The 24119-nt window shown below is 46.3% G+C and carries 16 protein-coding genes, 4 tRNA genes and 3 rRNA genes; 5 read left to right on the top strand and 18 right to left on the bottom strand.

Going from position 1 to position 24119, the window contains the following annotated elements; genetic code table 11:
• Positions 1-52: 52 nt before the first annotated feature.
• The 18 genes from putP to wecA form a co-directional block, all read right to left on the bottom strand.
• Entirely contained in the window at positions 53-1561 is a 1509-nt protein-coding gene (gene putP / locus A4G17_RS03650; RefSeq protein WP_123957593.1) for a sodium/proline symporter PutP, read from the bottom strand.
• Positions 1562-1897: 336 nt separating this feature from the next.
• A 5S ribosomal RNA gene (gene rrf, locus A4G17_RS03645) occupies positions 1898-2013 on the bottom strand.
• Between the two features lie 190 nt (positions 2014-2203).
• Positions 2204-5105, bottom strand: a 23S ribosomal RNA gene (locus tag A4G17_RS03640).
• 216 nt (positions 5106-5321) lie between these two features.
• Positions 5322-5397 (bottom strand) — tRNA-Glu (locus A4G17_RS03635).
• A gap of 125 nt (positions 5398-5522) precedes the next feature.
• Positions 5523-7062, bottom strand: a 16S ribosomal RNA gene (locus A4G17_RS03630).
• Together the 16S, 23S and 5S rRNA genes with 4 tRNA genes alongside form the textbook arrangement of a ribosomal RNA operon.
• Before the next feature lie 174 nt (positions 7063-7236).
• Positions 7237-7313 (bottom strand) — tRNA-Pro (locus A4G17_RS03625).
• Between the two features lie 24 nt (positions 7314-7337).
• A tRNA-His gene (locus A4G17_RS03620) sits at positions 7338-7413 on the bottom strand.
• A 34-nt stretch (positions 7414-7447) separates the two neighbouring features.
• Positions 7448-7524 (bottom strand) — tRNA-Arg (locus tag A4G17_RS03615).
• Positions 7525-7660: 136 nt separating this feature from the next.
• A complete protein-coding gene (gene wecG, locus A4G17_RS03610; protein ID WP_123957585.1) occupies positions 7661-8383 on the bottom strand; it encodes a lipopolysaccharide N-acetylmannosaminouronosyltransferase in 723 nt (240 codons plus the stop codon).
• Complete coding sequence (locus tag A4G17_RS03605) at positions 8376-9644, bottom strand: WzyE family oligosaccharide polymerase (protein WP_123957584.1); 1269 nt, start codon at positions 9642-9644, stop codon at positions 8376-8378. The genes wecG and A4G17_RS03605 overlap by 8 nt, the downstream gene beginning before the upstream one ends.
• Positions 9641-10735: a TDP-N-acetylfucosamine:lipid II N-acetylfucosaminyltransferase family protein gene (locus A4G17_RS03600; protein ID WP_123957583.1), complete on the bottom strand. Its 1095-nt coding sequence runs from the start codon at positions 10733-10735 to the stop codon at positions 9641-9643. The genes A4G17_RS03605 and A4G17_RS03600 overlap by 4 nt, the downstream gene beginning before the upstream one ends.
• A complete protein-coding gene (gene rffA / locus A4G17_RS03595; RefSeq protein WP_236941036.1) occupies positions 10732-11814 on the bottom strand; it encodes a dTDP-4-amino-4,6-dideoxygalactose transaminase in 1083 nt (360 codons plus the stop codon). Before rffA ends, A4G17_RS03600 begins: the two co-directional genes overlap by 4 nt.
• A 153-nt stretch (positions 11815-11967) precedes the next feature.
• Positions 11968-12645: a lecithin retinol acyltransferase family protein gene (locus A4G17_RS03590; RefSeq protein ID WP_123957582.1), complete on the bottom strand. Its 678-nt coding sequence runs from the start codon at positions 12643-12645 to the stop codon at positions 11968-11970.
• Between the two features lie 109 nt (positions 12646-12754).
• A complete protein-coding gene (gene rffC, locus A4G17_RS03585; RefSeq protein WP_123957581.1) occupies positions 12755-13582 on the bottom strand; it encodes a dTDP-4-amino-4,6-dideoxy-D-galactose acyltransferase in 828 nt (275 codons plus the stop codon).
• Positions 13579-14811: a UDP-N-acetyl-D-mannosamine dehydrogenase gene (wecC, locus tag A4G17_RS03580; RefSeq protein ID WP_123957591.1), complete on the bottom strand. Its 1233-nt coding sequence runs from the start codon at positions 14809-14811 to the stop codon at positions 13579-13581. The genes rffC and wecC overlap by 4 nt, the downstream gene beginning before the upstream one ends.
• A gap of 115 nt (positions 14812-14926) precedes the next feature.
• Positions 14927-16072, bottom strand: coding sequence for a non-hydrolyzing UDP-N-acetylglucosamine 2-epimerase (gene wecB / locus A4G17_RS03575; RefSeq protein ID WP_123957580.1), 1146 nt, complete (start codon positions 16070-16072; stop codon positions 14927-14929).
• Entirely contained in the window at positions 16062-16808 is a 747-nt protein-coding gene (locus tag A4G17_RS03570; RefSeq protein ID WP_236941033.1) for a transporter, read from the bottom strand. The genes wecB and A4G17_RS03570 overlap by 11 nt, the downstream gene beginning before the upstream one ends.
• A complete protein-coding gene (gene wecA, locus A4G17_RS03565; protein WP_123957579.1) occupies positions 16805-17878 on the bottom strand; it encodes a UDP-N-acetylglucosamine--undecaprenyl-phosphate N-acetylglucosaminephosphotransferase in 1074 nt (357 codons plus the stop codon). Before wecA ends, A4G17_RS03570 begins: the two co-directional genes overlap by 4 nt.
• Before the next feature lie 149 nt (positions 17879-18027).
• Between wecA and hemL the strand changes: the two genes are divergently transcribed.
• From hemL to A4G17_RS03540, 5 genes are all read left to right on the top strand, one after another.
• Positions 18028-19311: a glutamate-1-semialdehyde 2,1-aminomutase gene (gene hemL, locus A4G17_RS03560; RefSeq protein WP_123957578.1), complete on the top strand. Its 1284-nt coding sequence runs from the start codon at positions 18028-18030 to the stop codon at positions 19309-19311.
• A 183-nt stretch (positions 19312-19494) separates the two neighbouring features.
• Complete coding sequence (locus A4G17_RS03555; RefSeq protein WP_123957577.1) at positions 19495-20181, top strand: hydrolase; 687 nt, start codon at positions 19495-19497, stop codon at positions 20179-20181.
• Positions 20182-20269: 88 nt separating this feature from the next.
• A complete protein-coding gene (locus tag A4G17_RS03550) occupies positions 20270-20551 on the top strand; it encodes a DUF1427 family protein (protein ID WP_032855451.1) in 282 nt (93 codons plus the stop codon).
• Entirely contained in the window at positions 20532-22427 is a 1896-nt protein-coding gene (locus A4G17_RS03545) for an amidohydrolase (protein WP_123957576.1), read from the top strand. Before A4G17_RS03550 ends, A4G17_RS03545 begins: the two co-directional genes overlap by 20 nt.
• Positions 22428-22510: 83 nt before the next feature.
• Positions 22511-24094 (top strand): MFS transporter, encoded by a 1584-nt coding sequence (locus A4G17_RS03540; RefSeq protein WP_123957575.1) that lies wholly within the window; start codon positions 22511-22513, stop codon positions 24092-24094.
• The last annotated feature ends 25 nt before the right edge of the window (positions 24095-24119 follow it).

The raw sequence follows: 24119 nt of genomic DNA, 5'->3' as shown, positions 1-24119 counted from the left end.
CGCTTTTGCATTGATAGAAAAAACGGCTGAACCTACGGTCAGCCGTTTAAGATTATTTCTGCATTTCGGTATGATAGGCTTTTTCTGCGTTATCAAAAGTGTCGACAATTTCTGCTTTTGGTTCAGGCGTAATAAGGGAAACAACAACAATAGCTAGTGTCGCTAAAATAAAGCCTGGGATCATTTCATAGATACCACTATCTGGCACAACTCTATTCCAGAAAACAACCACTAATGCCCCCGTGAGCATGCCAGCCATTGCACCTGCGGCATTTATGCGTTTCCAGAAAAGCGATAAAATCACCACTGGTCCGAACGCACAGCCGAAGCCCGCCCACGCATACGACACCAAGCCGAGCACTTTGCTCTTTGGATCTTGTGCAATCACAATAGCTACTGCCGAAATCACCAGTACCATTACCCTGCCTAACCAAACAAGCTCTTTTTGGCTCGCTTTCGGACGCAACATACCCTTATAGAAATCTTCCGTAATCGCACTTGAACAAATTAGCAATTGAGCACTTAAGGTACTCATCACTGCCGCTAAAATCGCCGAAAGCAATACGCCAGCAATCCACGGATTAAAAAGCAATTTGGATAATTCAACAAACACCTGCTCATGGTTTTGGTTCACAATCGCTGCTTGATCTGGATTTGCGAAGAAATAGGCTTGCCCGAAGAAGCCAATGCCAACGGCACCGAATAAGCAGATAATCATCCATGCCATACTAATACGACGAGCATTCGGAATGCTTTTGACGCTATCTGCTGCCATAAAGCGAGCTAAAATATGTGGCTGACCAAAATAGCCCAACCCCCATGCAGACAAGCTCAATAAGCCAATAAAAGTGGTGCCAGTGAAAAGATCCGTGAAATCTTTATTCACCGCTGCCCCCGCTTGCACAATCACATTGTGAGTTTGTTCAAATCCACCTAAATGGATCAATACAAAAATTGGCGTTAAAAAGAGTGCGAATAACATCAAGGTGGCTTGGATAGTATCTGTCCAACTCACAGCCAAGAAACCGCCTATAAACGTGTAAATAATCGTCGCTAATGCACCATACCAAAGTGCTGTCGCATAAGGCACACCAAACAGATTTTCAAATAATCTCGCCCCTGCAACCACGCCTGATGAACAGTAAATCGCAAAGAAGAATAAGATAATTGTGGCTGACACAATTTTCAGTACTCTGGTTCTATCACCAAAACGGTGATGGAAATATTCGGGTAATGTGAGTGCGTTAGCGTTGTATTCGGTGAACATTCGTAAACGTCCAGCCACGAATAACCAGTTCAGATATGCTCCAATGGTCAAACCAATCGCAATCCAGCCTTCGACTAAGCCTGAGGCATAAACTGCCCCGGGCAATCCCATTAGTAGCCAGCCAGACATATCTGATGCTCCAGCTGACAAGCCGGTAACGAAACTGCCTAAACGGCGTCCGCCTAAAATATAATCAGATAAATTGTTAGTAAAACGATAGGCAATAAAGCCAATTAAGATCATTCCGATGATATAAATCAGGAATGTGGTGGTGGTTGGATCAAAGCCAAACATTTGAGTCTCCTATTTCTAATTCGACTAAATATAGCAGAAATTTAATAAAAAACGTTTTATTACCAACTTAAGTGATGACTATTTACGCTTTTATCGATTTTAGAAATAGTATAGCTAAAAACCATGCAACAAATTACAAATCAATAACAAATTTGTGACATAGATAACACTTTTATTTTTGTTCAATAAAATATAAGTATTAGAATGGGATAAGAGAATCTCTTGGAATGCTTTTGCATGATGCAGCCTCCCTGCTTTTCTTTTCCTTTTCCCCTTCCCAAAACAAAAACCCCTTGCACTGTACTCAACCGAGTACTTGCAAGGGGTCCAATAAAACCCTGATGGTGCCCTACTCTCACATGGGGAAACCCCACACTACCATCGGCGTCACTGCGTTTCACTTCTGAGTTCGGAATGGAATCAGGTGGGACCACAGCACTATGGCCATCAGGAAAATCCTGTTGTTGTCTTTGTTCGTCTTTATTTTTTCGTTCTCTATTCTTGGCTTCTTACGTCGCCTTTAATCTGAAACAAGCTGTCTGTTTGATTTTCTTTCACTTCGCTCTCGCTTTGTCTTTTCGTTTAGCTTTCTTCTCAACCGCTTTTGGCTTCTTTCTTCTTTCCAAAAACGCTTGAGGTTGTATGGTTAAGCCTCTCGGGCAATTAGTATGGGTTAGCTCAACGTCTCGCAACGCTTACACACCCCACCTATCTACGTCGTAGTCTACAACAACCCTTACTGACTTAATGTCAGGGATGACTCATCTTGAGGCAAGTTTCGTGCTTAGATGCTTTCAGCACTTATCTCTTCCGCATTTAGCTACCCAGCAGTGCCTCTGGCGAGACAACTGGAACACCAGTGATGCGTCCACTCCGGTCCTCTCGTACTAGGAGCAGCCCCTCTCAATCATCCAACGCCCACGGCAGATAGGGACCGAACTGTCTCACGACGTTCTAAACCCAGCTCGCGTACCACTTTAAATGGCGAACAGCCATACCCTTGGGACCTACTTCAGCCCCAGGATGTGATGAGCCGACATCGAGGTGCCAAACACCGCCGTCGATATGAACTCTTGGGCGGTATCAGCCTGTTATCCCCGGAGTACCTTTTATCCGTTGAGCGATGGCCCTTCCATTCAGAACCACCGGATCACTATGACCTGCTTTCGCACCTGCTCGACTTGTCTGTCTCGCAGTTAAGCTTGCTTCTACCATTGCACTAACCTGACGATGTCCGACCGTCATTAGCAAACCTTCGTGCTCCTCCGTTACGCTTTGGGAGGAGACCGCCCCAGTCAAACTACCCACCAGACACTGTCCGAACACCTGTACTTGGTGTTTCGTTAGAACATCAAACGTTAAAGGGTGGTATTTCAAGGACGCCTCCACAAGAACTAGCGTTCCTGCTTCATAGGCTCCCACCTATCCTACACATCAAAATTCAATGTTCAGTGTCAAGCTATAGTAAAGGTTCACGGGGTCTTTCCGTCTAGCCGCGGGTACACCGCATCTTCACGGCGATTTCAATTTCACTGAGTCTCGGGTGGAGACAGCCTGGCCATCATTATGCCATTCGTGCAGGTCGGAACTTACCCGACAAGGAATTTCGCTACCTTAGGACCGTTATAGTTACGGCCGCCGTTTACTGGGGCTTCGATCAGGAGCTTCTCTTTCGATAACACCATCAATTAACCTTCCAGCACCGGGCAGGCATCACACCCTATACGTCCACTTTCGTGTTTGCAGAGTGCTGTGTTTTTAATAAACAGTTGCAGCCAGCTGGTATCTTCGACTGGTTCAGCCTTCGGAGGTAAACTCCTACAACCTACGCCAGCGCACCTTCTCCCGAAGTTACGGTGCTATTTTGCCTAGTTCCTTCACCCGAGTTCTCTCAAGCGCCTGAGTATTCTCTACCTGACCACCTGTGTCGGTTTTCAGTACGGTTTAGTTATATCTGAAGCTTAGTGGCTTTTCCTGGAAGCGTGGTATCAGTAACTTCATTCCCTTAGGAACTCGTCATCACTTCTCGTTGTTTAAATTGGGTAAGCGGATTTGCCTACCTACCCCAACTACCGGCTTAAACAGACATCCAACAGTCTGCTTACCTAACCTTCTCCGTCCCCACATCGCAATATAACCAAGTACGGGAATATTAACCCGTTTCCCATCGACTACGCTTTTCAGCCTCGCCTTAGGGGCCGACTCACCCTGCCCCGATTAACGTTGGACAGGAACCCTTGGTCTTCCGGCGAACGAGTTTTTCACTCGTTTTATCGTTACTTATGTCAGCATTCGCACTTGTGATACGTCCAGCAAACCTCTCGATTCACCTTCATCCGCTTACACAACGCTCCCCTACCCAACAGATTTGACTCTGATGCCGCAGCTTCGGTGCTATATTTGAGCCCCGTTACATCTTCCGCGCAGGCCGACTCGACTAGTGAGCTATTACGCTTTCTTTAAATGATGGCTGCTTCTAAGCCAACATCCTAGCTGTCTAAGCCTTCCCACTTCGTTTCCCACTTAATATAGACTTTGGGACCTTAGCTGGCGGTCTGGGTTGTTTCCCTCTCCACGATGAACGTTAGCACCCACCGTGTGTCTCCTATGCATTACTCTTCGGTATTCGCAGTTTGCATCGGGTTGGTAATCCGGGATGGACCCCTAGCCGAAACAGTGCTCTACCCCCGAAGGTATTCACATAAGGCTCTACCTAAATAGATTTCGGGGAGAACCAGCTATCTCCCGGTTTGATTGGCCTTTCACCCCCAGCCACAAGTCATCCGCTAATTTTTCAACATTAGTCGGTTCGGTCCTCCAGTTAGTGTTACCCAACCTTCAACCTGCCCATGGCTAGATCACCGGGTTTCGGGTCTATACCTTGCAACTAGACGCCCAGTTAAGACTCGGTTTCCCTACGGCTCCCCTATTCGGTTAACCTTGCTACAAAATATAAGTCGCTGACCCATTATACAAAAGGTACGCAGTCACCAAACAAGTTGGCTCCCACTGCTTGTACGTACACGGTTTCAGGTTCTATTTCACTCCCCTCACCGGGGTTCTTTTCGCCTTTCCTTCACAGTACTGGTTCACTATCGGTCAATCAGGAGTATTTAGCCTTGGAGGATGGTCCCCCCATCTTCAGACAGGATATCACGTGTCCCGCCTTACTTATTTTCAGCTTAGTTCCACACAAGGCTTTTAAAGTACGGGATTATCACCCTCTTTGATTGAGTTTCCCAACTCATTCCTCTAAGTCTTGTGCTATAACTGAATGGCTCCTTCGCGTTCGCTCGCCGCTACTAACGAAATCTCGGTTGATTTCTTTTCCTCGGGGTACTTAGATGTTTCAGTTCTCCCGGTTTGCCTTATTTACCTATGGATTCAGTAAATAATGATAAGCTCTTCGCTTATCGGGTTTCCCCATTCGGACATCTTGGATTAAACGCCTCTTATCGACTCATCCAAGCTTTTCGCAGATTAGCACGTCCTTCATCGCCTCTGATTGCCTAGGCATCCACCGTGTACGCTTAGTCACTTAACCATACAACCTCAAACATTTTTAGATAATATTGTTATTAAACAATCATCAAAATATTTAAAGCTGATAATCAAAAACTACTACTTGTGTGCTTTTGTTCACACAAGATTTTTACTACTCAGACTTTCTTTCGAAAATCTCTCAGTTTTTCAGCTTGTTTCCTATTTTTTAAAGAACATTAGACATTCACTTTGTCTTCCGACAAAAAACATCTTTAAATGGCGTCCCCACGGGGATTCGAACCCCGGTTACCGCCGTGAAAGGGCGATGTCCTAGGCCTCTAGACGATGGGGACAGCATTTAAAGATGCTTTCCTGCCATTTGCAAAACATTTCGCGGAACTGGCCGCTTGTCTTGCCTATGTTTCAACTTTCTATCAAACAATCTGTGTGAGCGCTTATTGTGTCATTTCTACTTCGGTAAGGAGGTGATCCAACCGCAGGTTCCCCTACGGTTACCTTGTTACGACTTCACCCCAGTCATGAATCATACCGTGGTAAACGCCCCCCTTGCGGTTAAGCTATCTACTTCTGGTACAACCCACTCCCATGGTGTGACGGGCGGTGTGTACAAGGCCCGGGAACGTATTCACCGCAACATTCTGATTTGCGATTACTAGCGATTCCGACTTCATGGAGTCGAGTTGCAGACTCCAATCCGGACTTAGATGCACTTTGTGAGATTTGCTCCATGTCGCCATTTTGCTTCCCTCTGTATGCACCATTGTAGCACGTGTGTAGCCCTACTCGTAAGGGCCATGATGACTTGACGTCATCCCCACCTTCCTCCAGTTTATCACTGGCAGTCTCCTTTGAGTTCCCGACCTAATCGCTGGCAACAAAGGATAAGGGTTGCGCTCGTTGCGGGACTTAACCCAACATTTCACAACACGAGCTGACGACAGCCATGCAGCACCTGTCTCATGGTTCCCGAAGGCACATTCACATCTCTGCGAACTTCCATGGATGTCAAGAGTAGGTAAGGTTCTTCGCGTTGCATCGAATTAAACCACATGCTCCACCGCTTGTGCGGGCCCCCGTCAATTCATTTGAGTTTTAACCTTGCGGCCGTACTCCCCAGGCGGTCGATTTATCACGTTAGCTTCGGGCACCAGAGTTAAACCCCAATCCCCAAATCGACATCGTTTACAGCGTGGACTACCAGGGTATCTAATCCTGTTTGCTCCCCACGCTTTCGCACATGAGCGTCAGTATATTCCCAAGGGGCTGCCTTCGCCTTCGGTATTCCTCCACATCTCTACGCATTTCACCGCTACACGTGGAATTCTACCCCTCCCTAAAATACTCTAGATTGCCAGTCTGAAATGCAATTCCCAGGTTAAGCCCGGGGCTTTCACATCTCACTTAACAATCCGCCTGCGTGCCCTTTACGCCCAGTCATTCCGATTAACGCTCGCACCCTCCGTATTACCGCGGCTGCTGGCACGGAGTTAGCCGGTGCTTCTTCTGTGGATAACGTCAATTACCAACTCTATTAAAGTTGATACCTTCCTCACCACCGAAAGAACTTTACAACCCGAAGGCCTTCTTCATTCACGCGGCATGGCTGCATCAGGGTTCCCCCCATTGTGCAATATTCCCCACTGCTGCCTCCCGTAGGAGTCTGGACCGTGTCTCAGTTCCAGTGTGGCTGGTCATCCTCTCAGACCAGCTAGAGATCGCGGGCTTGGTAGGCCTTTACCCCACCAACTACCTAATCCCACTTGGGCTCATCTTATGGCAACTGGCCCGTAGGTCCCAGTCTTTAATCTCTCGATATTACGCGGTATTAGCTACAGTTTCCCGTAGTTATCCCCCTCCATAAGCCAGATTCCCAAGCATTACTCACCCGTCCGCCACTCGTCAGCAAGAAAGCAAGCTTTCTCCTGCTACCGTTCGACTTGCATGTGTTAAGCCTGCCGCCAGCGTTCAATCTGAGCCATGATCAAACTCTTCAATTCAAAAAGTTTAATCGCTCAATAAATACTGACTATAAAAAAATCAATAATATTCATTATGAATTTCAAGTTAAGCACTTATTAAGACTTCAAAATTAAATAATATTTCACTTCAAAATCACATCAACAAGTGCCCACACAGATTGTCTGATTCATTATTAAAGAACAAAATAAAAGTGGTCGGCGAGATAGGATTTGAACCTACGACCCACTGGTCCCAAACCAGTTGCGCTACCAAGCTGCGCTACTCGCCGTCAGTTATACTTTCGTATATTAAATGGGGTGGCTAATGGGATTCGAACCCACGACAACTGGAATCACAATCCAGGGCTCTACCAACTGAGCTATAGCCACCGTCGTCGTTGGTTGCATTGTACCGAAAAGCTTTTGGCGCGCTCGACAAGATTCGAACTTGCGACCTTTGGCTCCGGAGGCCAACGCTCTATCCAACTGAGCTACGAACGCGTTGTTTTCAGTACTGCGTCGCAACGGGGGCGTATATTAGTGATTTCGTTCCCCCTTGTCTAGCACTTTTTGAAAAAATTTTATTACCTGCTCTTAATTTATTCAAAACGTTTACTAATTATCAAAAAAGGCGGTTTTATAGCTGATTTCGCCAATAATGATAGGCGTATTTTATCAGCCTGCGTTGTCGCTGCCAGCGAGTTGGCTGTTTCAATAATCGATAAAGCCACTCCAACCCCGCATTTTGCCAACACTTGGGGGCTCGTTTGACTTTCCCTACAAAGACATCATAACTGCCACCAATGCCCATATATAAAGCATCGGGATAATATGCCTGTGCGTTTTGCATAAATTGCTCTTGCTTGGGCGATCCTAATCCAACGCTGATAATTTTCGCCCCGCTCTGTTTAATTCGTTCAAAAATGGCAATTTCTTGATCTAATGAAAAATATCCATCTTGCGTCCCGACAACCTTCACGCTCATGGCATCTAATTTTGCAAAAGTTTCTGCCAAAACATCCGATTGTCCACCGACCAAAAACACGGGCGTTCCCAAATTCGCTGCTTGTTGCATTAACGCCAACCACAAATCCGCCCCTGCGATACGTTCTAAATCGGCAAATTGCGGATATTTCTTACGGATCGTCCACACTACACTGATGCCATCGGCATATTTATATTCCGCCTTGGCAAGCAGAGAACGAACTTCAGGTTGCTCATCGCTTAGCATGACTTTTTCTGCATTGATCGCCACCAGTTTTCCCGTTTTTACGCCCTGCTCATTCAGCAAAAACGCCAGCAACTCCGCCTGATTGCGAGCAGCAAGCAGCTCAATGCCATTGACGTCCACTTTATCCATTGCGTTTTCCTACTAATATATACGCCAATCCCCAGCACGCCAAAAATACGGCGGTAAAGAAACACCAGCGAGAAATAAACGCATCCGCCCCTTCTCGCACTAGCACGATCAAATTGAACAAATTTGCCAATAAATAACCTTGCCAAAGCGGGCTGGCGGAGCGAAACAAGCGGTCAGTTTCCGCCAATAATTTACCAATCAGCCCCATTCCAACTGCCACCAACGGCAAGCTGCCCATTAAATAGAGAGAACCGAGCAACGTCGGTGACATCGCTAAACCCGAGTGGTTGCCGAGCAGCTCTTTGGTGAAATAGTTCGCAGTATTCCACGCAATATCAGGGCGATCTGCCCACAACGATGGCGGAATATAGACGTAAAAATCCCGTACAATCGGCATTAAACCTTGAAATTCCACGTCCGTGGCTAAAATGCGGGCGAAATTTTCCCACGGTGAAAAGCTATCGCGGGTTAAATAAAGGAAGGTGAAAATCGCTTCCTTTCCCTGCACATCCAAGTTGTAGCGAGCCAACGCCAGCCCAAACATCGCCACCACGCCGAAAATTGCGACTACCACAACCGTTTTTGCTGATAAATAACGATCTTTCCAACCGATCAATAAGAAAAACATCACCGCCAATGCCAAATTCGCCCGAGTGCCGCCCACAGCGAAGTAACTCAGTCCGCCAAAAATCATTCCTACCGATAGCAATCCCCACCACATTCGGCGGCTTGGTGCGAGAAAATAGGCGATCAACAAGGCAGGAAACAGAAAATAGAAAAAGCGTTTTAACGCCACGCCACTGACCAATGGCGAGAAAATTTGGCTATATTTTTCAAGGCGAAGTAGTAAAAATCCGTTGAAATAAATAAAGCCAGCAAGGCTGACAATCGCCAATAATGCGAGCAAGCAAGCGGTCACTTTTGCTGAATTTTTTGCAAACGCACTACCGTTCAACACGCCACTGCGTGTTTTGACCGCTTGTACACGAATGTCAAAAAAACGATAACTCAAAACATAGAGAAAATAGCTCCCTGTCGCCACGGCTAAGGTTTCAAACAGCACTTCAGGGCGTTGCACGCTCACATCAAAGCCATATTTCAACGCCATCGACAGCGGAAAGCCGCCGAAAAAGGTCACGAAATACAGCCCGCTAAAAATCAAGTGAAACGAAAACCGCTCTGCTTGATAACTGCGAGCAATCAATGTTGCCACAGCAGCGGCACAAAGCAAGTAAAAGCAAGTTAATAAAAGGTCTGTCATATTTCTTTAAAAAGCCGCTCAAGCTGCTCTAGCCACATTTGTCGATAGTGTAGCGGAAAAAAGCGGATTTGCGATTTATCCCGAGCTTTCAACTGGTTGTGAGCCTCGGCAATATTGGCGACCGTAAGCTGATCAAGAAACAAAAATGGCACTTGCTCGGCAATCAAATCAACACAAAACGGATTGTTGCGGCTTAAAGCAAAGGGTACATTTAACGCAATCAGCACGCAGAGCGTGCCGATGCCTTGCTGGCGTTCAAACGGAAAATAGCCCAAGTCACAAGCGGTCAGATCCGCCACATATTTTGCAAACTCCACTTTTTCCCGCCAAATCTCACAATTTTCCCCAAACAGCTGCTTGCCAAGTGTAGCAACTTGCTCGATATAAGCATCATTATTTTCAGGATAGCCCATCGGTATTTTGATTTGAATAGCTGAACCAAATTGTTCATGCAGTTGTTGCAAACCAAGCAAATGGCGGTTGGACGGATCGCCCGAATTACCGAGAAGTACGACAAAATCAGCGTCTCTTTTTAGATCAAGAGACGCTCGATCGATGGGAATTTGAGTATTGTGTTCTTGCAAAAAATCCATCGGCATTTTCGTCGGAAAATAGAGCAACAAGCGGTGGGATTTGGGGTGAATTTTACCAAAGTAGTCCAAATCGCCTTGTGTACCGAGAACGAATGTCAGCCGTTTTTGTGCCAAACGGCGTAGCGGATAAAACAGGCGAAAGCCAAAAGACGTCGCATTTTCATACAAGTCCGCTCCCCAAATATGCCACGCACAACGTTTCACAGGCAACAAACCGACCAACATCACCAGCCATAATAGGGCGTTATATTGCCCATGAAAGAAAAAACAAGCGGTCGGATTTCGCCAACTTTTTACCATCACCGCCTTCGCCAACGCCAATTTGCTCGGAAAGAGACGAATGGAAAGCTGCGAAAATTCGCTCGCTAAGTCAGTGTTGCTCACCACCCAAAATTGCGGTTTTTCAGCAAAATTGGGGGCAATTTGCTCGTTAAAAAACGCCAACAAGGTGCGATTGTGATGGGGAATATCGGCACCGAGAATGTGTAGCCAGTTCATTTAAAATACTCCAACGCCACATCAATCACCCTTTGTTGATCGCCTTCGCTCAAATTATAGAACAACGGCAATCGCACAAGCCGTTCACTTTCTTGAGTGGTGAAACGATCTTCGCCCACAAAACGCCCGAAGCGTTGTCCTGCGGGGCTGGTGTGTAGGGGGATATAATGAAACACCGCCAAAATATTATGCTTTTTTAAGTGAGCAATAAATGCTGAACGATCGGCAAGATTGCGAAGTTTAAGATAAAAAAGATGCCCGTTTTGCTGGCAATCGGGCGGAATAGTTGGCAACTCAATTCTCCCAGTAGCAGCCAGTGCCGCAAAGGCCTGTTGGTAATTTTGCCATAAAATCAGTCGCTTGCGATTAATTTGCTCGGCACTTTCTAGCTGAGCGAAAAGGTATGCGGCTTGCAGTTCAGAAGGGAGAAAGCTCGAACCGAGATCCCGCCATGTGTATTTGTCGATCTGCCCACGGAAAAACTGGCTGCGATCTGTGCCTTTTTCTCGCACAATCTCCGCCCGCTCGATCAAAGCAGGATCGTTGATCAAGATTGCTCCACCTTCACCGCCTGCGGTGTAGTTTTTGGTTTCGTGAAAGCTGAAACAGCCCAAATGCCCGATAGTACCTAATGCCCTGCCTTTATAGCCCGCCATCACGCCCTGTGCGGCATCTTCCACCACCCACAAGCCGTATTTTTCCGCCAACGCCATCATCGCATCCATTTCACACGCGACGCCGGCGTAATGCACTGGCACAATCGCTTTGGTGCGAGGGGTGATTGCCGCTTCAATTAAGCCTTCATCCATGTTCATCGTGTCAGGGCGAACATCTACAAACACGATTTTCGCTCCCCGCAAGGCAAAGGCATTGGCGGTGGACACAAAGGTGTAGCTGGGCATAATTACTTCATCGCCTGCCTGAATATCGAGCAAAATCGCTGCCATTTCGAGCGATGCGGTGCAAGACGGCGTCAACAACGCCCGAGCTGTGCCGAATTGCTGCTCAAACCAACTTTCGCAGCGGCGGGTAAAATCGCCATCGCCCGACAGCCTGCCACTTGCCATCGCTTGTTGCATATAGCCTAATTCTGACCCGACCAAAGCGGGTTGGTTGAAGGGGATAATAGATAGATCCTTACTGTTCAAAGAATGATTTTTGGTTATAACGATAACAAAATAGGCGTGATATAGCGATTAAAGGTGATAACTACATCATGCCGTATTGAATAACTAATCAAAAATACTGCCGATAAAGTCAATTGCTCCAGTTACAACAGAATCAATCACTTCTCCGACTTCCTCAACGGTTTCACCGATAAATTCAGTCGTTGAATCCACTGCATCCACAAACGTTTGCTTAACTTCACTATCATCCGAAAGCACTTCTTCAACCATTTTCGTAGCAACCACAGTCGATGCAATTCCCGCTAAACCAGAGATTGCGGTTACTCCCCCACCTAACGATAAAGGAAGTGATGAAGTTGGTACTGTTGTTGCTATTCTCCCGCTGTCGAGCGAAGGTGAACTGAGAGATTTAGAATAAGAAACCGCATCATTTACTTTCTGCAAAGAATCCACTAAATCATTCACTTGTGAACTTTCATGTTTACCATTAATACACCAGTTTACAAAATGTTCACAATTATTCAGTAATACGTTATACCAGTCTTCACCTAATCGCTGATAAGCTCGCTCTACGGTTTCAGTATGGCTAAAAACTCGGAAAGGCCTTTCCAAAACATGCACTGGATTTCCATTACTAAATTCATCTACTGCTGCAATGCAAATTTCACCACTATTCATTCCATTTGCAAAACCAGAATAGTGAATCACTTGTTGATTACCGATATAAATACCGTGGTGAGTGTAACCCGTTCTCGGGGAATAGATATGATCTCCAGCAATCATAATTAGCTCCTTGAAAATAAGTAGTACATTCTCTGTTAGCTATACTGATGTCTAACATTGAGAAAAGTATAACAAAAGTGTTTTTAAGCTGCTTGACAGGGTATGTCGCTTACAAATATTTACAAAAAAATTGATAAAACCAATAATTCGTCTCAGAAATTGTCGCTCCAATAGATTGATAGAGCGAGATGGCGGCTATGTTACTCAGTTGAGTGGTGATGTGCAAATTTTCGGCATTATGGTGTTTGGCGTGTGATATGGCGGCGGAAAGTAATCGCTTCGCGATGCCTTGGCGTTGAAATTCGGAAGCAACGGCAAGTAAGCCAATTTTGGCGGTTTTGCCGTTGAATCTTAGACTGATTGTGCCTTGCAGTTTGCCGTCTTGTTCGGCGATCAAGCAAAGATCATCAAACTCACCTTTCACCGCATTTTCGATCCATTTTGCATAGAAACGTTGGTTTTCTGCTTGGCTGAAATAGGGTGGACGGAAGCGAGTGTGAGGAAAAGCGGAGCCAACGAGTTTTTTTAGGGCGGCGACATCCGTTTTTTCGGCAATTCGGCATTCGCAAGCGGTCAGTTTCTCGGGAAATTTTGCAAATTCAAGTACAAAGGTGATTTCCGTTTCCACCAGTTGAAAACCGTGTTGTTGCAACCAGTGGATTGTGTTGAGATCGGTGGTGGGGGTTTTGGCTTGGAGCAACGAGATACCTTCTATTCTGCCCCCGCTTGCCGGGGAAGTGGTTGAACAAAGCGAAACCGAAGGGGGGAAATTTGTAAAATTTTGGCAAAAACTGACCGCTTGTTCCCCCCTACTCCCTGCTTCGCAGGGTACTTCCCCCGCAAGCGGGGGCAGAATGTGATCCTCTAGCTCAAAAATCAACGAACCAATCTCTCTCCCAAAAAATTCACTTTCCCATTGATTTCGTTCGATTTTCATTGCCAGATTCCTTTTGCATCGACAATCCAACGCTGTGTGGGTTGGGCGGTTTTAAACAGATGATGATCAACCAGCAGTACGGCAATATCTGCTTGGGCTAACGCGGTGTGGAAGTCGGTGAGCGTGGCTTTGCCGTTTAGGCTCTCAGGCAAGGTGGTAATGTAGGGTTCAACAGCCAGTAAGGTGCCGTGGTGCCAATCGGCGAGTTGTTCGGTGATTTGCAAGGCGGGACTGTGACGAAGATCGTCCACATCCGCTTTGAAAGCTAAGCCAAAACAGGCGATGGTGATGTCGCTCGGTTTTCGGTCGGTGGCGGCGGCACAATCGGCAACGGCGAGTTTGATTTTATCTCGCAGCCATTGCGGTTTGTGGTCATTGATATGGCGAGCGGTTTGGATTAAGCGGCTCTGTTCTGGATCGAGCGAAACGATAAACCACGGATCAACGGCTATGCAATGCCCGCCCACGCCAGCTCCCGCTTGCAAAATATTGACACGCGGGTGGCGGTTAGCAAGGGCGATCAGCTCCCACACATTGATTTGGTGGCGGTCGCAAATCATCGACAATTCGTTAGCAAAGGCGATATTCACATCACGGAAGGCATTTTCAGTGAGTTTACACATTTCAGCGGTGCGGCTGTCGGTGGTCAAACATTCGCCTTTGGTAAAAAGCTGATACAAACTGACCGCTTGTTCGCTGCTCTCGGGAGTTAGCCCGCCGATAATGCGGTCGTTGTGGTAGATTTCTTGCATAATGTTGCCGGGTAGCACACGTTCTGGGCAGTAAGCAAAAAAGAGTTGATCGGTGAGATCGGGGCGTAATGCCGTTAGCCATTCGGCAAGTTTTTCCGTCGTGCCAACAGGAGAGGTTGATTCCAACACAATCAAATTACCGTTATTCAACACTGGAGCAAGGCTTTCAATCGCCGCTTGGATATAACTCAAATCGGGCTGATGATCCGCTTGGAACGGCGTAGGCACGGCGATGATAAAGGCGTCCGCAGGTTGGGGGGTGAGCGTTGCAAAAAATCGCCCAGAACTGACCGCTTGTTGCACCGCCTCTGCCAACTGTGGCTCGTGAATGTGAATTTTGCCTTGGTTTAGGGTTTCCACCACCTGTGGATTGCTGTCCACGCCAATCACGCGGCAACCACTTTGGGCAAACACCGCTGCCGTAGGCAAACCGATATAACCTAAGCCAATGATGGAAATACGTTGGTTTTTTTTCATTTTCATAGACATTCTATATGTTGTAGGAGCGGTCTATGTCTCCGCCCAGAACATGCTTTGCAAATTCTTGAATAAATTTGACCACTTGTTTTCGGGAGAATACGCAGCTCCGTCCCTACACTAAATGGTTTCCTACATTTTTCAAAATCCGTACCACGCTTTCGCTTGTTTTACCGTCGCCGTAAGGGCTGTGAGCTTGGATCATTTGGCGGTAACTCGTCTTGTTATGAAGCAGTTGATTGACCGCTTGGACGATGTTGGCAGTTTGGGTGCCAACTAATTTTACCGAGCCTGTAGCGATAGCTTCCGTACGTTCGCTAGTCTCTCGCATCACCAACACAGGCGTGCCTAGGGCGGAAGCCTCTTCCTGAATGCCGCCCGAGTCCGTCAGTACCAAATAAGCCCTATCCATTAAGTAGATAAACGGCAGGTAATCCTGCGGTTCGAGTAAAAACAGGTTCTCAATGCCGCTCAACAAGCGATTGACTGGCTCGCCGACCTGTGGGTTGAGATGCACAGGGAACACAATTTGCACCTCTGGCTGCTGGCGGGCGATTTCTGCTAACGCCAAACAGATACGTTCAAAGCCTTTGCCGATATTTTCCCGCCGATGTCCCGTGACCAAAATCAATTTTTTGTGGTCATCTAAAAACGAATAACGGCAAGCAAGCTGTTCAGCAAGCGGTGGGTTTCGGCGGATTTTTTGCAAAGCGTTGAGCAAGGCATCAATCACGCTGTTACCGACCACAAAAATCCGATCCGCTGGGATATTTTCCGCCAGTAAATTCTGCTTGGCATTTTCCGTTGGGGCGAAATGATACGCCGCCAACACGCTCGTCAAATGGCGGTTGGCTTCTTCAGGAAAAGGAGAATGCAGATCGTAGGTGCGTAGCCCTGCTTCGATGTGAGCGACAGGGATTTTTTGGTAAAAGCACGCCAAAGTAGCGGCAAACGTTGTGGTAGTATCGCCGTGTACAAGTACAATATCAGGAGAACATGCGGTTAAAACCGCAGGCAGCTCGAGCAAGATTTGAGCGGTAATGTCCGCCAAGCTCTGCCCTGATTTCATAATGTTCAGATCGAAATCAGGCGAGATCGCAAATAAATCAAGCACTTGATCTAGCATTTGACGATGCTGCCCCGTCACACACACGTTGGCATCAAAAGTGGGATCTTGGGCTAACGCCGCCACAATCGGCGACATTTTTATCGCTTCGGGGCGAGTGCCAAAGACGCTTAACACCTTGATTTTACGCTGCATTACGGCGGAAGCTCGCAAGTGAAAGAGAAAATAAGCCAAGCAGCAGACCACTTGCCGCCCCAATCATCATCCATAAATTTCGTATAGGCGAATGGGGTTGAACAGGCACGCTCGGTCTTTGCACTAAGCGATAGGCGATGAGTTGGTTGTCTAGTGGCTGCACCGATTTCATGAGAGTCAATTTGCCGTTCCAGTCTTGTGCAGCGATGTGTGAGCCATTTTGGATGGCGCCCAAATTGGTTTCCGCAGCCGTTTTCACTTGTTGGAATAGCACCTTCCATTGACTAATCAGCTCACCATTAAGCGCCGCTCGGCTACGTAAATTGGCGTATTGAATAAATTCGTCCAGCAACGGTTTGGCAGTTTCACGGTGGCTTAAGGTCAAATGCAGTTGTTGCGTTTTTGCATCAAACTGAAATGCATTGATAAGTTGCTCAGGTTGCATTTTTTCGGTTAGAAACTGTTTGATCACATCAGGCGAAGTCAAATTTCGTTTAAACTCGCCGTAGCTTTTTTCACTTAGCCATTGGTCAAATTGATCGATTTTCTCACCGCTTACCAAATGGTAAGTGCTGGCTAATGCATAGTAGTTGCCGAGCTCTTGGACGGTAGGTTGGTCGAATTGAGCGGTGGTTCGCCATTGTGGCGTTTGGATTTCAGCCAAACCAAAACCAACCGCAGCACCAAGAGCGATACAAGCGGTCAGTTTCGCTGTATTTTTTGCAAATCCCATCATGACTTCACGTTCCCTTGTTTTTTACGCAAACGGCGTTTGTGGCGGCGGACAAAACGGGTGATACGCCAGGCGTGCATAATCGAATAGGAATAGAGAAAAAACAGGGAGATAAAGCAAACGAACATCACCCATTGGTTCCAGTAATAGACTTCGCCTAAAATCCCGAAGCCCGCACAGAGTGCCGAGCCGAAGGTAATCACCGCAAGGGCTTGGCGAGAAGTGAGCCCCGCACGCATCATTAAATGGTGAATGTGCAAGCGGTCTGGGCGGAACGGACTTTTCCCCTTTTTCAGGCGACGGAAAATAATCGCCACCATATCAATCAGCGGCACGGCAATCAGCCATAACCCCGTGATTGGGCTAATGGCGTGCCCTTGTCCTTGTGTACTAAGTAGCAAAATCCAAATAATCGTAAAGCCGATGAGCGTGCTGCCCGAGTCGCCCATAAACACTTTCCACTTCGCCCCGAAAACACTCAGGTTGAACATCGCATACGGCAGCAGCACGCAGATAATACCGAAACACCAGTACGCTAGCGTATATTGATCATCGAGCCACATCAAAATCCCGATGCCCGCAAAACTAACGCTCGACAGACCTGCCAACAAACCGTCAATACCGTCAATCATATTGAAGGCGTTGATGATTCCGATAGTGATAAACACCGTCAGCACCACACCAACCGCTCCAAGTTCCAAGCTGAAAGGGGCGATAAGCTGACCCAAGCTGGCGATAGACAATCCACTGTAAATCATTGCTCCCGCCAATGCAGCTTGAATGCCCGCCCGCAAAAATGGGCTGATGTCGAAACGGTCGTCTAACACACCGATCACTAATAAAATTGTCACCGCAGAAAGATAGAGTTCGGGGAACTTCATCTGTTCCCACTGCATCAGGTAAAAAGTGAGATTACCGAGAAAAAGGGCAATCCCACCAATCAAGGGAATGACGCCCTGATGGCGTTTACGGAAATTCGGTTTATCGACTAAACCAATCCACTGTGCCACGGGACGCATGACAATCAATGTTGTGAATGAGACAATAATGACGGAGAGAAAAGTAAGCCACATCGTTTTCGCTTGTCCTAAAAATCACCGATAAAATTGCCATGAAGCATAACATAACCGCAGAAACTCTCAATTTTTTTCCGCTTGGTGGCAAGGATTTTCAATGTTTTTACAGTACAATGTCAGTCATTTTATTAAATTAAGGATTTGCTATGACTTCATCTCAATCTCTCTTCGAAAAAGCCCAAAAAGTGATCCCTGGTGGCGTGAACTCGCCGGTGCGTGCATTTAAAGGCGTGGGTGGCACGCCAGTGTTTATTGAAAGTGCCAAAGGGGCCTATATCACCGACAGCGAAGGCAAGCGTTATATTGATTACGTTGGCTCTTGGGGGCCAATGGTGCTTGGGCACAATCACCCTGCGATTATTGATGCCGTGTTACACGCAGTGCCAAATGGCTTGAGTTTTGGTGCCCCTACGGCGATTGAAATTGAGTTGGCAGAATTAGTCTGCAAACTTGTGCCGTCGATTGAAATGGTGCGTATGGTGAGCTCGGGTACGGAAGCGACAATGTCAGCTATTCGTTTGGCTCGTGGCTATACGGGCAGAGATAAAATCATCAAGTTTGAAGGCTGTTACCACGGGCATTCCGATTCACTATTAGTCAAAGCAGGCTCTGGAGCTTTAACCCTTGGTCAGCCAAGCTCGCCAGGTGTGCCAGAAGATTTTGCCAAGCACACACTCACCTGCGAATACAACAATTTAGATTCGGTGAAACAAGCCTTTGAACAATATCCAAATGAAATTGCTTGCTTAATTATTGAACCTGTTGCAGGCAATATGAACTGTATTCCGCCAAAAGCGCATTTCTTACAAGGCTTGCGTGAGCTTTGTACACAATATGGTGCAGTCTTTATTATTGACGAAGTGATGACCGGCTTCCGAGTCGCATTAGGCGGTGCACAGGCTTACTACGGCGTCACCCCAGATCTCACCACACTCGGCAAAATCATTGGCGGCGGAATGCCTGTCGGTGCTTTTGGTGGTAAAAAAGAAATAATGGAATATATTGCACCAACTGGTCCAGTTTACCAAGCTGGGACTTTATCGGGTAACCCGATTGCGATGTCTGCTGGCTTAGCTTGTTTAACGGAGCTTGCTAAAGAAGGCAATGAGCAACTGCTTGCCATGAAAACCAAAACCTTGGCGGAAGGCTTCAAAACCCTTGCGGATAAGCACAATATTCCGTTTACAGTACAATATGTCGGCGGTATGTTTGGCTTATTCTTTACCGAGCAAACCAAAGTGGAAAGCTATGCAGATGTGATGAAATGTGATGTGCAAGCCTTCAACACCTTCTTCCACAAAATGCTTGAAAAAGGCGTTTACCTTGCACCAAGTGCTTTTGAAGCGGGCTTTATGTCCCTTGCACATAGCGATGAAGATATTGCTTATACCTTGGCAATGGCGGATTTGGCTTTTGCAGAGATGAAATAATCCTCAATTATTCTCTAAAAATAAATGAGCTATGTCGTCTAAATAGCTCATTTATTTCAAAAAAAGAAATAAACAATCAATAAAACAGTCATTTATCCATCATAAAAAAACAATTACACTCGCTACCAATGAATCGGCCGATTTGTTACTACAGTGTTTTTTTATTTTCAATGGAGAATGACTATGTCAAATCGTAAATTTCTTGAAGTTTTAACCCCAGAAAACAGCCAACTTATTTTTATTGATCACCAACCACAAATGGCGTTTGGTGTTCAATCAATCGATCGCCAGACCTTAAAAAATAACGTGGTTGCATTAGCAAAATCAGCAAAAGTATTCAATATTCCAACGACAATCACAACCGTTGAAACTGATGGCTTCTCTGGTCACACTTACCCAGAATTATTAGCGGTATTCCCTGATCACAAAATCCTTGAGCGTACTTCAATGAACTCTTGGGATGATCAAAACGTGCGTGATGCGTTAGCCGCAAATGGCCGTAAAAAAGTAATCGTTGCGGGTTTATGGACAGAAGTGTGTAACTTAAGTTTCGCTTTATGTGCAGCTTTAGAAGGCGACTATGAAATCTATATGGTTGCAGATGCATCAGGTGGTACTTCAGTAGAAGCACACAAATATGCGATGGATCGCATGACTCAAGCAGGCATTATTCCTGTAACTTGGCAACAAGTGTTACTTGAGTGGCAACGTGACTGGGCTAAGAAAGATACCTATGATGCAGTGCTTGATATCGTGAAAGAGCATTCAGGTGCTTACGGTATGGGTGTTGACTATGCTTATACAATGGTTCACAAAGCACCTGAGCGTGTTGAACATGGTGAGCGTATCGGTCCAAACCCTGCGAAATAATATCGCTTAAAATTTAACGCTTAATAAAGTGCGGTGTGATTTTGCAAAAATTTGTCAAAATCACACCGCTTGTTTTATAGGTGATCGAATGAAACTTTATCTTCTCACATTTGGTGTGGGTGTCTTAGTTGGCGTCATCTATTATGCTTTAGATGTTCGCTCTCCTGCACCACCTATCGTGGCATTAGTCGGGCTGCTCGGAATTTTACTCGGCGAGCAAATGATCCCCGTCGCAAAACAGCTTTTTAAAGGCAATGATTTTGTGAATGCCTGCCACGCCACTCAAACAACGGAGCATGTTCTGGGTCAATTACCGGGTAAACATTCATTACACATAAAAGGAGAAAAGAATGACAGTACAAATTCCTGATCTCATTTTCTATAACGGAAAAATCACTACGCTTAATCGTGCACAACCTGTTGCTCAAGCGGTTGCGATCAAAGACGGCAAATTTTTAGCAGTGGGTAGCGATGCGGAAGTGATGCCACTTGCCACTGAAAAAACACGTTGTATCGACCTGAAAGGCAAGGGTGTTCTGCCAGGCTTATTTGATAACCATACCCACATTATTCGTGGCGGTTTGAATTACAACTTAGAATTACGTTGGGACGGCGTTCGTAGCCTTGCTGATGCAATGGCAATGCTCAAAGCACAAGTGGATATTACGCCTGCTCCGCAATGGGTGCGTGTGGTCGGTGGTTTTACGGAACATCAATTCGTAGAAAAACGCCTGCCAACTATTCAAGAAATCAACGCTATTGCACCAGATACGCCAGTCTTTATTTTGCACCTTTATGATCGTGCACTATTAAATGGTGCAGCATTAAGAGCGGTGGGTTATACCAAAGATACGCCAAATCCTGTGGGCGGTGAAATTCTGCGTGATAGCAAGGGCAATCCAACGGGCTTATTATTGGCTAAACCGAATGCGATGATTTTATATTCAACCCTTGCTAAAGGACCAAAATTACCCTTTGAGTATCAGCTCAACTCTACTCGCCATTTTATGCGTGAACTGAACCGCTTAGGCGTAACGGGCGTGATTGATGCAGGCGGTGGTTTCCAAAATTATCCTGATAATTATGAAGTCATTCAAAAATTATCGGACGAAAATCAGCTCACTGTGCGTATTGCCTATAACTTATTTACGCAAAAGCCAAAAGAAGAGAAAGAAGACTTCTTACGTTGGACATCTTCGGTGAAATATAAGCAAGGTACAGACTATTTCCGTCACAATGGTGCGGGGGAAATGTTGGTGTTCTCAGCGGCAGACTTTGAAGACTTCCGCCAACCACGTCCAGATATGCCGCCTGAAATGGAAGGTGATTTGGAAGAAGTGGTGCGTATTCTTGCCGAAAACAAATGGCCTTGGCGTTTACACGCCACTTACGATGAAACGATTTCTCGTGCCTTAGATGTGTTTGAGAAAGTAAATAAGGATATTCCACTAAAAGGCATTAACTGGTTCTTTGACCATGCAGAAACCATTTCCGAAAAATCCATTGACCGTATTGCCGAATTAGGCGGTGGCGTTGCTGTACAACATCGTATGGCATATCAAGGGGAATATTTTGTCGAGCGTTATGGTGCGGTTGCCGCAGAAGCGACACCACCTGTTAAACGTATTTTGGAAAGCGGCGTGAAAACATCGGCAGGAACAGATGCAACCCGTGTTGCTTCCTATAATCCTTGGGTATCGCTCTCTTGGCTCACTACAGGTAACACCGTTGGCGGTACGCATTTATATCCACAACGCAATTTACTTGATCGTGAAACCGCTCTGCGTATGTGGACGGAAAATGTGGCTTGGTTCTCTAATGAAGAAGGCAAACGTGGACGTATTGAAGTAGGGCAATTTGCGGATTTCATCGTGCCAAGTAAAGATTACTTTACTGTTCCAGAAGATGAGATTTCTTTCTTAACCTCACATTTAACCGTTGTGGGTGGACGTATTGTGTTTGGTGATGGAGACTTTGCTTCCTTAGATGAAAATCCACTTCCGCCAGCGATGCCAGATTGGTCACCAACTCGCAAATTTAAAGGCTTTGCCGCTTGGGGCGATCCTGAAGGTGCAGGCAAAAACTCACTTTCACCAATTCGCCAACAAGCCATTGCTAGCTGTGGTTGTGCAAGCTCTTGCGGATTACATGGACATGATCACGCAAAAGCTTGGGGATCATCTATTCCAAGTTCAGACCTAAAAAGTTTCTTCGGTGCATTAGGCTGTTCTTGCTGGATGGTATAAGTTAAGTGCGGTCGGTTTTGGGGGAATTTTAAATACAACGTGCAAATTCTCCCCCAATTCCGACCGCTTGTTTTGGAGATAAAATGAGCGTATCAGAACAAAGCGGTTTTGCACCGCTAAAACAAAAGCTCTTCTTAGTGTTATGGATTGCCACCGTCTTGGGTAACGTGGGGAGCTTTATTCGAGATGTAGCAAGTGGCTGGTTAATTACCGATCTTTCTGCATCACCTGCTGCAGTTTCCCTTATTCAAGCAGCGACCACCTTGCCGATTTTCCTACTCGCCATTCCTGCGGGCGTGATGGCGGATATTTTAGATAGACGCAAATTCCTTATCGGCATTCAATTTATCCTCGCATTTAGTAGCGCAAGCTTAATGTTCCTTTCTGCTACAGGTTTGCAATCTGTCACTACCTTAGTGTTATTCACCTTTATCGGTGGCGTTGGTGCAGCCTTAATGGCACCTACTTGGCAAGCCATTGTGCCTGAATTGGTTTCTCGCGCTGATTTAAAAAATGCCGTTGCACTCAATTCATTAGGCATCAACATTTCTCGTGCCATCGGACCTGCCATTGGCGGTGTCGTCTTAGCCCAACTTGGTGCTTCGTTTGCCTATGGTATTGATGTGATCAGCTACGCTTTCGTGATTGCTGCCTTGATCTGGTGGAAACGGGCGAAAAAAGAAACGGACGAACTGGCAGAGGATTTCACAGGGGCATTTCGTGCAGGCTTACGTTACGCACGCTCAAGTAAAGCCTTACATATCATCTTATTTAGAGCGATTTTCTTTTTCCTATTTGCTAGTGCCGTATGGGCGTTATTGCCTTTAGTCGCTCGCCAATTATTAGAAGGCACTGCAGGGTTCTACGGTATTTTATTAGCGGTTGTTGGTGTGGGAGCGATTATCGGGGCTGTGTTATTGCCACGTTTAAGAAGACGCCTAAATTCCGACCAACTTTTACTCAGTGCAGCTATTCTCAGTGCCATTGTGATGGGCTTTTTAGCACTCTCACCATCAAAATGGACAGCAATTCCTGCTCTTTGCTTACTTGGTTTCGCTTGGATTACTGCCCTCACTACTTTAAACAGTGTTGCACAATCCATTTTACCTAACTGGGTGCGTGGTCGCTCTTTAGCGATTTATTTAACCGTCTTCAATGGTGCAATGACGTTGGGTAGTTTAAGCTGGGGAGCGGTGGCACAATACATCGGCTTACCAAGCACCTTAGTGGTAGCGGGTGTTGCCTTAGTCATTGCTAATGCGTTGGCATACCGCAAAAAATTGCCACAGGGCGAAGATGATCTCAATCCGTCGAACCATTGGGAACAACCGCATACCCATTCCGATGTGGCACTTGACCGCTCACCAGTCATGATTCAGGTGGAATACCAAATCAACTCAGAAAACCAATCAGCTTTCTTAAGTAAGTTACACCAACTTGCCGAACAACGCCGTAAAGACGGTGCTTATGCGTGGGGTGTATTGGAAGATGTGGAAAAACCAAATCATTTTATCGAATGGTTCTTTGTGGAAAGTTGGGCTGAGCATTTACGCCAGCACCACCGAGTTTCTCAAGCAGATGCTGATTTACAAGCAGAAGTCAATGCTTTCCACCAAGGCGATAAACCGAAAGTGAAGCATTTTGTCGGTGCGCAGAAAGTGCATTAATCATACACATAGCATAGAGCAAGGG

This window comes from Frederiksenia canicola (assembly GCF_011455495.1).
Classification (GTDB): Bacteria; Pseudomonadota; Gammaproteobacteria; order Enterobacterales; family Pasteurellaceae; genus Frederiksenia; species Frederiksenia canicola.
The sequence above is the reverse complement of the archived record's forward strand: the minus strand, read 5'-3'. Positions and strand labels throughout refer to the sequence as shown.

Bases quoted from the DNA above. Each gene is read 5' to 3' on its own strand.
- putP (WP_123957593.1), bottom strand. From the start codon at position 1,561: ATGTTTGGCTTTGATCCAACCACCACCACATTCCTGATTTATATCATC.
- wecG (WP_123957585.1), bottom strand. From the start codon at position 8,383: ATGGATAAAGTGGACGTCAATGGCATTGAGCTGCTTGCTGCTCGCAAT.
- A4G17_RS03605 (WP_123957584.1), bottom strand. From the start codon at position 9,644: ATGACAGACCTTTTATTAACTTGCTTTTACTTGCTTTGTGCCGCTGCT.
- A4G17_RS03600 (WP_123957583.1), bottom strand. From the start codon at position 10,735: ATGAACTGGCTACACATTCTCGGTGCCGATATTCCCCATCACAATCGC.
- rffA (WP_236941036.1), bottom strand. From the start codon at position 11,814: ATGCAACAAGCGATGGCAAGTGGCAGGCTGTCGGGCGATGGCGATTTT.
- A4G17_RS03590 (WP_123957582.1), bottom strand. From the start codon at position 12,645: ATGATTGCTGGAGATCATATCTATTCCCCGAGAACGGGTTACACTCAC.
- rffC (WP_123957581.1), bottom strand. From the start codon at position 13,582: ATGAAAATCGAACGAAATCAATGGGAAAGTGAATTTTTTGGGAGAGAG.
- wecC (WP_123957591.1), bottom strand. From the start codon at position 14,811: ATGAAAAAAAACCAACGTATTTCCATCATTGGCTTAGGTTATATCGGT.
- wecB (WP_123957580.1), bottom strand. From the start codon at position 16,072: ATGCAGCGTAAAATCAAGGTGTTAAGCGTCTTTGGCACTCGCCCCGAA.
- A4G17_RS03570 (WP_236941033.1), bottom strand. From the start codon at position 16,808: ATGATGGGATTTGCAAAAAATACAGCGAAACTGACCGCTTGTATCGCT.
- wecA (WP_123957579.1), bottom strand. From the start codon at position 17,878: ATGTGGCTTACTTTTCTCTCCGTCATTATTGTCTCATTCACAACATTG.
- hemL (WP_123957578.1), top strand. From the start codon at position 18,028: ATGACTTCATCTCAATCTCTCTTCGAAAAAGCCCAAAAAGTGATCCCT.
- A4G17_RS03555 (WP_123957577.1), top strand. From the start codon at position 19,495: ATGTCAAATCGTAAATTTCTTGAAGTTTTAACCCCAGAAAACAGCCAA.
- A4G17_RS03550 (WP_032855451.1), top strand. From the start codon at position 20,270: ATGAAACTTTATCTTCTCACATTTGGTGTGGGTGTCTTAGTTGGCGTC.
- A4G17_RS03545 (WP_123957576.1), top strand. From the start codon at position 20,532: ATGACAGTACAAATTCCTGATCTCATTTTCTATAACGGAAAAATCACT.
- A4G17_RS03540 (WP_123957575.1), top strand. From the start codon at position 22,511: ATGAGCGTATCAGAACAAAGCGGTTTTGCACCGCTAAAACAAAAGCTC.